This window comes from Luteimonas sp. e5, from assembly GCF_054031035.1.
Window position 1 is genome coordinate 98,832 of sequence record NZ_JBSTRX010000004.1, and the last position, 12,010, is coordinate 110,841.

General features: G+C 62.6%; 10 protein-coding genes. 9 read left to right on the plus strand and 1 reads right to left on the minus strand.

The window, feature by feature from the left end; all coding sequences use genetic code 11:
* Positions 1-118 precede the first annotated feature (118 nt).
* The gene (locus ACW11F_RS12120; RefSeq protein ID WP_456997202.1) at positions 119-433 is read left to right on the plus strand and encodes an NAD(P) transhydrogenase subunit alpha; all 315 of its coding nucleotides are present in this window, start codon (positions 119-121) and stop codon (positions 431-433) included.
* Positions 430-1,860 carry an NAD(P)(+) transhydrogenase (Re/Si-specific) subunit beta gene (locus ACW11F_RS12125; RefSeq protein ID WP_456997203.1) on the plus strand — a complete coding sequence of 477 codons (1,431 nt, stop codon included), beginning with the start codon at positions 430-432 and terminating at the stop codon, positions 1,858-1,860. Before ACW11F_RS12120 ends, ACW11F_RS12125 begins: the two co-directional genes overlap by 4 nt.
* 16 nt (positions 1,861-1,876) lie before the next feature.
* Here the strand turns inward: ACW11F_RS12125 and ACW11F_RS12130 are convergent, their stop codons facing one another.
* Positions 1,877-2,311: a hypothetical protein gene (locus ACW11F_RS12130; protein ID WP_456997204.1), complete on the minus strand. Its 435-nt coding sequence runs from the start codon at positions 2,309-2,311 to the stop codon at positions 1,877-1,879.
* Positions 2,312-2,392: 81 nt separating this feature from the next.
* On the opposite strand from ACW11F_RS12130, the gene sufT reads away from it, so the two are divergent.
* The 7 genes from sufT (at position 2,393) to ACW11F_RS12165 (ending at position 12,006) form a co-directional block, all read left to right on the plus strand.
* A complete protein-coding gene (sufT, locus tag ACW11F_RS12135; RefSeq protein ID WP_456997205.1) occupies positions 2,393-2,950 on the plus strand; it encodes a putative Fe-S cluster assembly protein SufT in 558 nt (185 codons plus the stop codon).
* Between the two features lie 403 nt (positions 2,951-3,353).
* Positions 3,354-4,886 (plus strand): N-acyl-D-amino-acid deacylase family protein, encoded by a 1,533-nt coding sequence (locus ACW11F_RS12140; RefSeq protein ID WP_456997206.1) that lies wholly within the window; start codon positions 3,354-3,356, stop codon positions 4,884-4,886.
* A gap of 583 nt (positions 4,887-5,469) precedes the next feature.
* Positions 5,470-6,411 (plus strand): ABC transporter permease, encoded by a 942-nt coding sequence (locus tag ACW11F_RS12145; protein ID WP_456997207.1) that lies wholly within the window; start codon positions 5,470-5,472, stop codon positions 6,409-6,411.
* A 53-nt stretch (positions 6,412-6,464) separates the two neighbouring features.
* Entirely contained in the window at positions 6,465-7,286 is an 822-nt protein-coding gene (locus tag ACW11F_RS12150) for an ABC transporter permease (protein WP_456997208.1), read from the plus strand.
* A complete protein-coding gene (locus tag ACW11F_RS12155) occupies positions 7,286-9,067 on the plus strand; it encodes an ABC transporter ATP-binding protein (protein ID WP_456997209.1) in 1,782 nt (593 codons plus the stop codon). Before ACW11F_RS12150 ends, ACW11F_RS12155 begins: the two co-directional genes overlap by 1 nt.
* On the plus strand, positions 9,030-10,442 hold the full coding sequence (locus ACW11F_RS12160) for an MmgE/PrpD family protein (RefSeq protein ID WP_456997210.1): 1,413 nt from the start codon (positions 9,030-9,032) through the stop codon (positions 10,440-10,442). The genes ACW11F_RS12155 and ACW11F_RS12160 overlap by 38 nt, the downstream gene beginning before the upstream one ends.
* 4 nt (positions 10,443-10,446) lie before the next feature.
* On the plus strand, positions 10,447-12,006 hold the full coding sequence (locus tag ACW11F_RS12165) for an ABC transporter substrate-binding protein (RefSeq protein ID WP_456997211.1): 1,560 nt from the start codon (positions 10,447-10,449) through the stop codon (positions 12,004-12,006).
* Positions 12,007-12,010 lie beyond the last annotated feature (4 nt).

The following is a 12,010-nucleotide window of genomic DNA, read 5'->3' on the forward strand; positions in this document are numbered from 1 at the left end:
ATCGGTCGGGGCACATGGGTGGGCTCGTCAATGCAAACGCGCGCCGCGGTCGGCGGTTGACCGGACACATCCGCGTTCAGGGCTGGTTATGATGCCGAAAACCGCGTGGAGAGGATTCATGTCCGAAGGCTTCCTGGCCCACCTGTTCGACATGCTCTACATCTTCATGCTGGCGGCGATCGCCGGCCACGTGATCATTTCGCGGGTGCCGGTGATCCTGCACACGCCGCTGATGTCCGGTTCCAACTTCATCCACGGCATCGTGCTGATCGGCGCGATGGTGGTGCTCGGTCACGCGCAGACGCCGGTGGAGAAGGTGATCGGCTTCATCGCCGTGCTGCTGGGCGCCGGCAACGCCGCCGGCGGCTACGTGGTGACCGAGCGCATGCTGGAGATGTTCAAGCCATCACGCAAGCCGGAGGACGGCGCATGAGCCTCGCGGCGCTGGTCAAGCTCAGTTACTTCATCGCCGCGGCGCTGTTCCTGCTCGGCCTGCAGCGCATGGCCAGTCCCAGAACCGCGCGCAGCGGCATCCAGTGGGCCGGTGCCGGCATGGTGCTGGCGACGCTGGCGACGTTCTTCCTGCCGGGCTTGCAGAACATCGCGCTGATGATCGTGGCCATCGTGATCGGGGTCGGGATCAACTGGGTCTGGGGGCGGAAGGTGGCGATCACCGACATGCCGCAGATGGTGGCGCTGTTCAACGGCATGGGCGGTGGCTCGGCGGCGGCGATCGGTGCGCTGGAGTTGCTGCGTGCCGGCCACCTTCAGGGCGCGGTCGCCGGCTCGCTGGGCGCGTCGCTGCTGCCGGCGCAGGAGCTGCTGCAGCTGCGCAGCGGACTGGCACTGGCCGCGCTCGGTGCGCTGATCGGTTCGGTCGCGTTGACCGGCTCGGTGATCGCCTGGGCCAAGCTCGACGGGCGCATGGACAAGCGTTATGCGTTTCCCGGCCAGCAATGGTTCAACGCCTGCGTCGCGCTGGCCGCATTGATCGCCGGCATCGCGGCGTGGAACACGCTGGCACTGCCGTGGATCGTGACCTTCTTCGTGCTGGCGCTGGCGCTGGGTGTGTTGATGACGCTGCCGATCGGCGGTGCCGACATGCCGGTGGTGATTTCCCTCTACAACGCGCTGACCGGGCTGGCGGTGGCGTTCGAGGGCTATGTGCTGGGCAACGAGGCATTGATCATCGCCGGCACCATGGTCGGTGCCGCCGGCCTGTTGCTGACCCGGCTGATGGCCAAGGCGATGAACCGCAGCATCAAGAACGTGCTGTTCTCCAACTTCGGTGCCGCCGGCGGCGCGGCGCAGGAGATCGGCGGGGCGATGAAGCCGATCGAGGCCAGCGACGTCGCCGCGCTGATGGCCTATGCCGAGCGGGTGGTGATCGTGCCCGGCTACGGCATGGCGGTGGCACAGGCGCAGCATAAGATCTGGGAGCTGACCCAGCGGCTGATGGACCGCGGAGTCAAGGTGAAGTTCGCGATCCACCCGGTCGCCGGACGCATGCCCGGGCACATGAACGTGCTGCTGGCCGAAGCTGGCGTGCCCTACGACCTGATCGCGGACATGGACGACATCAACCCGGAGTTCCGCAACACTGACGTCTCGCTGGTGATCGGCGCCAACGACGTGGTCAATCCGGTGGCAAAGACCGACCCGTCAAGCCCGATTTACGGCATGCCGATCCTCGACGTGGTCGATTCGAAGAACACCATCGTCATCAAGCGTGGCAAGGGCACCGGCTTTGCCGGCATCGAAAACGCCCTGTTCTACGCCGACAACACGCGCATGCTTTACGGCGACGGCGCCGACATGGCCAACGCCCTGGTCAGCGAATTGAAGGCGCTGGACGCCTGAGACAGCAGGCGGGGGCTCAGCGCCCGAACCAGGCGGCGATGGCAAGCGCGGCGAGCAAGGCGGCGAGATCGGCCGCATTGCCGAGCAGGGTGAACAGGGTCCAGGCAAAGCCCGGGCGCATCAGGCTGACGCCGAGCAGCGGCGGCATGCCGAGCAGGCTGCCGACCAGCACGCCGAGATAGAGCCAGTGCGCCAGCACGATGCACAGCAGTACGCCCAGCATCGCCACCGCGCCACGCATGGCCCCGCGGGGCAGGCGTGCCAGGCGCACCATCAGCAGCAGGTCCAGCGCTGCAAGCAGGGCCGGCCAGGTGGGCAGATGGCCGCGGAACAGGCCGAACAGCGCCCACAGCGCGGCAAAGCCGAGTGCCCCAAGCAATGGCAGGCCCAGCACGGCAAGCGTCAGGCGGACGAGGTGCGAGGAGCGGGAAGGAGTCGCGGTAACGGACATGCGCAGCAAGCGGAAACAAGACGGGTGATGCCGCGGCAGGCGGCCGGCGTACAATACGCGATTCGAGACTTTGCCCCGTTCATGTACTCCCGCAGCAGCGAACCCGTGCGCTTCGAGCGCGATTGCCGCGTCGTCCTGGTGCCCTCCGGTGAGGAGGTGACCATCCCCGCCGGCTCGATCGGTTACATCACCCAGGCCCTGGGGGGCAGCTTCACCGTGTTCGTCGAAGGCAATCTGATGCGGGTCGCGGGCGAGGATGCGGATGCCATCGGCAAGGAGCCGCCGGAGCCGATCGAACTGCCCGAGGATGCCGGCGACGAGGACGTGGAAAAGCTGGTCTGGCGCCAGCTGCGCACCTGCTTCGATCCGGAAATCCCGATCAACATCGTCGATCTCGGACTGGTCTACGAGGCGGTGCTCAGCCATTGCGAGGACGATCCGGACAAGCGCCGGGTCGATGTCAAGATGACCCTGACCGCACCCGGCTGCGGCATGGGCGAGATCCTCGTCGCCGATGTGCGCGACAAGCTGGAAATGATCCCCACCATTACCGAAGCCGACGTCGAACTGGTGTTCGACCCGCCGTGGAACCGCAGCATGATGAGCGAAGCGGCGCGGCTTGAAACCGGAATGTTCTGAACACGGCAGCACGTCTCGAGGGCGCTGCTTCGCCACTCCCGAACGGTGCTTATCCGCCATCGCAAATCAGGCATCGGCATGGCGTGTTGCTTGTCGGAGACCCGTGCGATACGTGGAATCCGGCCGCACGGACACCCCACGCATAACCGGCGTCTATGCTGGTGGCGCCTCTTTTCATTGGCCGGCAGCGCGGGAACCCGGCACGATGGCTGTGACGCCGGTTGTGGCCTGTCCATCCGGCACCGGGTGCCCAGATACGGGAGACTTGAACTTGGCCAGGATTTCGAACCGGACGTTTCCGATCCATGCACACGGCGCGCTCCGGTTGACACTGGTGGCGCTGCTGTCCTGCGCGGCCAGCGGATGTGCTGCCCCGGGCATCGAAAAGGATCCCGCCTCGTCCGTGGACCTGCTGATCACCGGAGGCGAGGTGTTCGACGGCAGCAGCAGTCCGGGCAGGCGGGCGGATGTCGCGATAACCGGTGATCGCATCGTGGCGGTGGCGCCGGACCTGGGCGATCGTTACCGCGCCGCACGCGTCATCGATGCCAGCGGACTGGTGGTCGCGCCGGGGTTCATCGATCCGCATACACATCCCGACAGTTACATCCGCCATCAGGACGCGGCGGTGCGCCGCAACCTTCCCTGGTTGTACCAGGGTGTCACCACCATTTTCATCGGCGTCGATGGTGGCGGCACGCCCGAAGTGGCGCAGGAACGTGCCTGGTTCGACAGCCACGGCGTGGGCACCAACGTGGCCGCGTATGTCGGCCTGGGCCCGGTGCGCCGGCGCGTGCTGGGCAATGACGCGCGCGCGCCGGACACGCAGGAACTGGCGCAGATGCGCGCACTCGTCGCACAGGCCATGTGCGAAGGAGCTTTCGGTTTGTCGACCGGGTTGTTCTACACGCCCCAAGGCTTTGCCACGACCGACGAAGTGGTGGCGTTGGCGCGCGAAGCCGGCCGCCGCGGTGGTCGCTATGACAGCCATCTGCGTGACGAATCCAGCTATTCGATCGGCCTCCTGGCATCGATCGACGAAGCGCTGGAAATCGGGCGCCGCGCCGAACTGCCGGTGCACATCGCGCACATCAAGGCGCTGGGCGCCGACGTGCATGGCCAGTCCGGGGAAGTGATCGCGCGCATCGAACGCGCGCAGGCGCAAGGGCAGGCCATCACCGCCGACCACTATCCGTGGCTTGCATCGAGTACCGGCCTCGACTCGGTGCTGCTGCCCGCGTGGGCCAGGGATGGTGGACGTGCCGCACTGTTCGCGCGCCTGGAGGAGCCGGCCACGACGCAACGCATCCGCGACGAGATGCGGGACAACTTGCGGCGTCGAGGCGGTGCTGCCGCGCTGCTCATGGTCGGCGAGGGCTGGCCCTGGACCGGCCGCACCCTGGAGCAGATGGCAGCAACCTGGGAGCAGGACCCGGTGGATGCGGCACTGCGCATCATCCGAACCGGTGGCGTTGAAAGTCACGGCGTGCGGGGCGCGCTGCGGGTGGCCTCGTTCAACATGATCCGTGACGACGTGGTGGCGTTCATGCGCAGGCCATGGGTATTGACCGGCTCCGACGGCAGCGACGGCCACCCGCGCCAGCACGCCACGTTCCCGGAGAAATATGCGCGTTTCGTCGTCGAGGACAAGGTGATCACGCTGCAGGACTTCATCCATCGCTCGACCGGCTTGACCGCGGACACGTTGGGGCTGGCCGATCGCGGCTATCTGCGCCAGGGCTACCATGCCGACGTGGTGGTATTCGACCCGCTGCGTTATGCCCCGCGGGCCACGTACGAGAATCCGACGGCACTGGCCGAAGGCGTGGTCCATGTGTTCGTCAACGGCACCGCGATGCTCGGCCCCGGGCATGTCAGCGACGCGCTGCCCGGTCGCATGCTGCTGCATCACCCTCCGCAGGGCACGTGCCCGTGATGGTGAACGCACATGCGCGCCGTGGCATGCCGGGTGCTTCAAACATGCTTGGGCTCGCGTAGTGCGGGCGCATGCCAAGTGGCAATTTTGGTCATGCATTTTGTGCTCGGGTGATCGTGGTGGCATCCTGATTCGAGCGCTCGCGTGATGGAATGTCATGCATGCCTGTAATCGATGTGGAGTCGCTGATGGTCGCGTTCGTTGCCATGAGCGGATGAGCACGCGCTCGTGCCGATTCAATAATCACTGAAAAGCCGCAGTGGCCCCCTTGTCATGATTTTTGCATGATCGTCGCCATAGCTTGGGGTTATGCGCGATGGGCATTTTTTCACTGGCGGATGTTGCGTGCAGGTTGGAGTATGGAGTGAGCGCATTCTGCAGGTGAAAACTCACTCATCATGTCCGGGCAACTCGTCACTGCAGTCGCAAGTGAGTCTTTCAAGTGGCTGCCAAGTTTTCTGTTAGTCACGGAATGCATATCCATTCCGGACGCCGGCATGGCGAGCGCGCGTCGGCGTCACTCCGTGCGATCTGATGCAGCAAGGCACGGGAGGCGGCGGATGCGGGCGGGATGGAGTGGCGGATGATTCCATTTTTGCTCAAACGCCTCGGATTTTCTGCGCTGACGCTGATCTGCGTACTGACGCTGGTGTTCATGCTTATCCGGATTTTGCCTGGAGATCCGGCGCTCATGATCCTGGGGGAGCAGGCGAGTGCTGCCAGCATAGCGGCGCTGCGTGAAAGCCTTGGTCTGGATCAACCTCTTCACGTCCAATATGTGCAGTTTTTGTCCAGCGCACTTCGCGGAAACCTGGGCAACTCGATGATTACCGGGCGGCCGGTATCCGACGAGATCCTGGCAGTGCTTCCCTACACGATCGAGTTGACGATTGCAGCACTGACACTGGGTGTAGCGCTGGGGGTTCCCATGGGGATATGGGGTGCAGTTCGCCGTAATCACTTCCCGGATTACCTGGTGCGCTTCATATCCCTGATCGGGCTGTCCGTGCCGGCTTTCGTGGCGGCGATCATTCTGTTGATGATCTTTGCCATCCAGTTGCGCTGGTTTCCGGTCATCAGTGCCGGAACCGGCGACACGATCATCGACCGATTCCGGCAGATGGCGCTGCCAGCCCTGGCGCTGGCGCTGATCATGATGGCCTATATCACCCGGGTAACGCGCTCGGCAATGCTGGAGGTGCTGAACTCCGATTTCGTACGCACTGCCCGCGCCAAAGGCGCAAGCCAGGCAGCCGTCATCTGGAAGCATGCGCTTGGCAATTGCATGATCCCGATCACGACGGTTGTCGGTCTTTATCTGGGAATACTGATCGGGAACTCGGTTCTGACCGAGATCGTTTTTTCCCGTCCCGGTCTCGGCAAGCTGATCCTGAGCTCCCTGGCTCAGCGGGACTACCCGCTGCTGCAAGGAATGATCGTCGTTTACACCTTGATTGTCATCGTCGTGAACCTTTTGACAGATCTGACATACGGCCTCCTCGATCCAAGGGTCCAGTACAAATGAACGCGGGTGCTTCGCAAGTCCGCAGCTCGCAATCCGGAGCCGGTCCGAGGAACTTGCTGAAGCGTCTCAACGCCTCCACCTGGATCGGCTTGAGCATCGTGGCAAGCCTCGTCCTGGCAGCGGTATTCGCACCTTTGCTGGCAACGCACGACCCTTTGCAGCAAAGTCTCATGGACCAGCTCATCCCACCTGGATCGCGATTCCTGCTGGGGACGGATGACCTTGGTCGGGATATCTGGTCCAGGCTCCTGTTTGGCGCGCGCTACTCCCTGGCCATCGGGTTCCTGTCAATTCTGCTGGCGATGCTTGTGGGCACGTTGATCGGCATGGTCGCGGGATACCTTGGCGGACGCATCGACATCGTTCTGATGCAAGTGATGGACGTCATCCTTGCTTTCCCAACTCTCATTCTCGGCCTTGCACTGGTCGCCCTCATGGGGGCGACGCTCCCGAACATCGTCATCGCCATCGCGTTCGGTTCGACACCTTCGTTCGCTCGCATCGCCCGTGCCGGGGTGATCGGACAACGTGATCGCGAGTACGTGCAGGCGTGCCAGGCCATGGGTTTTTCGCGGCCAAGGATTCTGTTCCGACACATCATGCCATCGATATTTCCGGAGCTTTTGGTGATCTCTTCCTTGTGGATGGCGACAGCTGTTCGCACCGAGGCGTCACTTGCATTCATCGGTCTGGGGATTGCGCCACCGATGCCGACGTGGGGAGGGATGGTGCGCGACGGATTCGACAACATCTTGAGTTCCTTTCATTTGGCGATCATGCCCAGCTTGGCGATCCTGCTTCTGGTTCTTGCATTCAATCTGATAGGTGATGGGCTGCGCGATGCAATCGACCCACGGCTGAAGGGTATCTCGTGATGAATACCCGACGCATTATTTCCGTCCGCGGTTTGGGGGTTTCGTTTGCTGGAGCCAGGGTGGTGCACGATCTGAGTTTCGAGGTCGCCGCAGGGCAGACGTTGGCGCTGGTTGGTGAATCCGGCTCCGGAAAAAGCGTCACTTCCCTGGCAATCATGGGTCTGCTACCCGAGGGTATCGGGTGCGCGACCGGCTCGATCCTGCTGGAAGGGCGCAAGCTCCTGTCTTTGCCCGAATCGGAAATGCGCAAGGTTCGCGGTGCACGAGTCAGCATGATATTCCAGGAGCCGATGACCTCCTTGAATCCCGTACAGCGGATTGGCGACCAGATTGCCGAGGCAATCCGCATTCATCGCGGACTGAAGGGAGCCGAGCTGAGGAGTGCCGTGATCGAGATGCTGCGCAAGGTGGGCATCCCGGATCCGGAGATGCGCATGCGGCAATATCCGCACACATTCTCTGGCGGAATGCGTCAGCGCGTGATGATTGCGATGGCATTGGCTTGCAACCCTGCGCTGATCATCGCCGATGAGCCGACCACCGCGCTGGACGTGACCGTGCAGGCACAGATCCTGGCATTGCTGAAAGACCTGCAACGGGAGACCGGTGCGGCCGTGCTGTTCATTACCCATGACATGGGGGTGGCCGCGGAGGTGGCGGATGAGGTGCTCGTCATGCGCAGCGGACGCGAAATCGAAAAAGGGTCCGTGCATGACGTCTTCTCGCAGCCGAGTGATGCCTATACCCGCGCCTTGATAGAGGCGACCCCGAGCCTGGTCAGGAAGCTGGCGGGTTCTGCCGTGGCGGCGGTTCCCGTCAATGCTTTGCCAAGTGCGCGGGCAGAGGATGCACCCGTGCTGGAGGTAACCGATCTGTCGGTCCGATTTCCCGTCCGCAGCGGGATCCTGGGGCGAGTCAGCGGCATGATTCATGCGGTGGAGGATGTGTCCCTGTTCATCGGCAAAGGTGAAACGTTGGGGCTGGTCGGCGAGTCGGGTTCGGGAAAATCGACCCTTGGCAAGGCGGTGATCAATCTGGCTCCAATTCACTCAGGGCAAATCCGTGTGTTGGGCAAGCTGATCGACCAGGACGATCCAGCGAGTCTTGCTCGACTGCGCCGCAACGTGCAGATGATCTTTCAGGATCCGTTCGGCTCGCTCAATGCGCGTCAGTCGATTGGCGCGGCAATCATCGAGCCGATGCATGTGCATCGGCTGGCAAGAGGGGCAGAAGCCGTCGAGAGGATGGAGTGGCTGATGCAGCGGGTCGGGCTTGACCCGGCGCGAGCGTCCTGCTTGCCGCACGAGTTTTCCGGCGGGCAGCGTCAAAGAATATGCATCGCCCGTGCGCTGGCGATGTCGCCGAAACTCATCATCGCCGACGAGGCGGTATCTGCACTCGATGTTGCGATCAAGCGTCAGATCATCGATCTCATGCTCGATTTGCAGGGGGAATTCGGGGTTTCCTATCTTTTCATCAGCCATGACATGGCGGCTGTAGAGCAAACCTGCGACCGCGTTGCAGTGATGTACTTCGGCGAGATTGTCGAGATTGGCTCGCGCCGTGACGTCATTGGTCGCCCGGCTCACGAGTACACGCAACGGCTGCTCTCGGCAATCCCGATCACGCACCCGGACAAGCGCGGTACCCCGGCAGTGCAGTACGGAAATGACATGACACCACGCAGCCCCATCAGGCCGATTGGCTATCAGCCCGCGGCATCGCGGTGGAGCATGGCGGCAGATGGTCATTACATCCGGCAATCCGTTCGATCACTGTAAATCAGGGCATCCCGGTCCCATGCACGCAATCGAAGAGCTCGCCAGTTTCGTCGCACAGCACCCGGAGGGGGCACTGCCGCTGCGCACGCAGGAAAAAGCGGCTCTCCTGCTGACTGATCTGATGGCGGCTGCAGCGGCTGGCCTGAACTCTTCGCTGGCACGCGCGACGAGGGCCGCTGCTGTGGCCTTGCATGGTCCGGGTGACGCCAAGGTATGGCTGACCGGGCAGTCATTGACTATTGCCGGAGCAGCGATGGCCAACGCTGCTGCGGCCAGTGCACTGGACATTGACGACGGGCACCGGGGAGCCGCTGGCCATCCAGGTGCGGGCATCATTCCGGCGGTGCTGGCAGTCGGGCAGTCCATGGGTGCGGATGATGCCTGCATGCTGGACGCCATGGTGCTTGGCTATGACGTTGCGCTCCGTATCGCCAGCTCCCGACCACCGCCCACCATCGAGACGTATTGCAGTGGCCGCTGGGTCGCATTCGGAGTGGCAGCGGCAGCCGGTCGCCTTCTCGGTCTGGGCGCACACCAGATTGCTCACGCAATGGCAATGGCCGGAGCGGAAAGTCCGGTCATGTTGCCCCGGTCCCGGCTTGGCAGCAGTGTGAAAGAGGGGATTCCGCCTGCGGTCGTCGTCGGGTTGGCGGGCGCATTTCGCGCACGCGCCGGTGCTACCGGTCCTGTCGACTTGCTGGATGATGACGAGCACTTCTCGCGGAACACCATGCTTTCCGGGCTGGGCGAGAGCTGGTGGCTGGAGCAGTGCTACCTCAAGCCTTATGCCTGTTGCCGTTACATGCACGCAGCGATCGACGCGATCGTGGCACTGCGGCAACCGGGGAAGCCGATTCTCGACCTGGGGGTCGAAACATTCCCTGAAGGCTTGCGTCTTTCCAATGCCAAGGCGCCACAAACGCTGGAAGGTGGACAGTACAGCTATTACTTCAGCTGTGCCGTTGCTGCGCTGTACGGGGCGGAAGCACTGCAGCCTGTCGATTCAGCTCTTCTCGCGGATCAGGATGTTCGCGACATCGCACAACGCATGAGGCTGTCCGCACACGAAGACTTCGTTGCCGCCTTCCCGGCAACGACACCGTGTCGCGTCACGCTTGATCAGGGCGCAGGTCCGAGGATGTTGACCGTGCAACACCCTCTGGGAGACTTCCACAACCCGATGTCGAAGAGACAAGTCGTTGACAAGTTCCGTCGTGTAACAGCTGAAAACCTTTCTCCCCAAAAACAGGAGGAAGTACTGGCCGCGCTTGACGGAGTTGCCACACACGGATTTGGCCCCCTGTTTGCAGCTCTCGACGGCACCGAGTCGGCCGAGAGTGAAACGAGATTGACCGTGCCGGGTGATGGAGGCTGATGAGATGAAGCGAATTGTCGTGGCATGCCTGCTGCTTGCGTCGTTGCTGGCGGCGGCGTGTGGGAAAAGCCCCGCGCCAGGCAAAAAGACCGAGCTGACGCTTGGATCGTCGGCTGCCGACATCGGCACTCTGGACCCGCATTTTGCTTCGGGAACCGCTGATCGGACGTTGGTTGCCTGGATCTATGGCGCACTGGTCAGGTTCGCCCCGGGGACGATCAATCCCGAGAAGCTGGAGCCGGACCTTGCCGAAAGCTGGAGTGCAAGCGAGGACGGTCTGGTGTGGACATTCAAACTGCGCCAAGGCGTGCAGTGGCATCATGGTTTCGGCGAGGTCACGTCCGATGATGTTGTTTTCAGCCTGAAGAAGTCGGCGGATCCTGATCGCTCGGCGTATTCGATTGATTATGCGGCGTTCCATTCCGTCGATGCACTGGATCCTTACACGGTGCGCATCACGTTGAAGCATCCGGTCCCGAGTGTTCTGGGGCTTCTTTCCAACTATTCCGGCGGATTCATCATGAGCCGCAAGGCGTACGAGGAGCTTGGCGAGGATTATGCGCGTCGCCCGGTCGGGTTTGGCCCGTTTCAGTTCGATTCGGTCGAGCCGGGCGTGGCAGTGACGTTCGTCCCGCACAAGACCTATTTCCGTGGAGAGCCGATGCTGACCAAAGTCAAGTACCGGTTTCTCAGCTCGGCATCTGCGCGCGGCCTGGCGTTCCTCGCCGGGGAAGTCGACGCGGCCACCGGTTCCGCAGATCAGAACTGGTTGCGCCACATCAAGGCAACACCGGGCGCGACGATCGACATTTTTGAGCCATCCGAGTTGAACCTGCTGCATGTCAACACCAAGATGCCGCCGTTCGACAACATCCTGGTGCGGCGAGCGCTGGCTCATGCGCTGGATCCGAGCCGGCTTCCCAGGTACCGAGGTGCCGAGTTTTCCCGGCCCGCGAAGTCAGTGGTCCCCTCGGACAACATCGGCTATACGGATGATGTTCCGCGTTTGGAATTCGACCCGCTGAAAGCAAAGGCCCTGCTGCAGGAGGCAGGATATCCGAACGGCCTGAGTTTCAGCATGATTGCAAGCCAGAGCCCGGGTTACTACGCCGAGCTGCAGATTCTTCAGGCAAACCTGAAAGAGTCGGGAATCGTGGTCGACCTCCAGCCCGTGGAGCACGCAACCTGGCATCAACTGATTCGCAAGGACGTGAATGCCGTGGTGCCCTATGGTGCATCCCGGTTCCCGATTGCCGATGTCTACTTGACGCAGTTTTTTCATTCGGACAGCAGCGTGGGCACAGCCACCGCAATGACGAACTTCAGCCATTGCGACGTGGCCGACCTGCAGATAGACGCGGCCAGGGTGGAGCAGGATCCGGCGAAACGGATCGAGCTGTGGAAGCAGGCACAGCGCTTGATCATCGAGAGCGTATGCGCCATTCCCTCAAGCGAGGGGGCTCAAGTCTGGGTACGCAATGAACGTCTGGACTGGGGCTTCAAGTTGCAGGGTTCAATCTCGCTCGGCCCGTTGGTAACCGAGCTTACTCATTTCAAGGACTAAGACA

Excerpts from the sequence above, each read along its gene's own strand:
- ACW11F_RS12165 (WP_456997211.1), top strand. The coding sequence starts at position 10,447 with ATGAAGCGAATTGTCGTGGCATGCCTGCTGCTTGCGTCGTTGCTGGCG.
- ACW11F_RS12155 (WP_456997209.1), top strand. The coding sequence starts at position 7,286 with ATGAATACCCGACGCATTATTTCCGTCCGCGGTTTGGGGGTTTCGTTT.
- ACW11F_RS12145 (WP_456997207.1), top strand. The coding sequence starts at position 5,470 with ATGATTCCATTTTTGCTCAAACGCCTCGGATTTTCTGCGCTGACGCTG.
- ACW11F_RS12160 (WP_456997210.1), top strand. The coding sequence starts at position 9,030 with ATGGTCATTACATCCGGCAATCCGTTCGATCACTGTAAATCAGGGCAT.
- ACW11F_RS12125 (WP_456997203.1), top strand. The coding sequence starts at position 430 with ATGAGCCTCGCGGCGCTGGTCAAGCTCAGTTACTTCATCGCCGCGGCG.
- ACW11F_RS12120 (WP_456997202.1), top strand. The coding sequence starts at position 119 with ATGTCCGAAGGCTTCCTGGCCCACCTGTTCGACATGCTCTACATCTTC.
- sufT (WP_456997205.1), top strand. The coding sequence starts at position 2,393 with ATGTACTCCCGCAGCAGCGAACCCGTGCGCTTCGAGCGCGATTGCCGC.
- ACW11F_RS12130 (WP_456997204.1), bottom strand. The coding sequence starts at position 2,311 with ATGTCCGTTACCGCGACTCCTTCCCGCTCCTCGCACCTCGTCCGCCTG.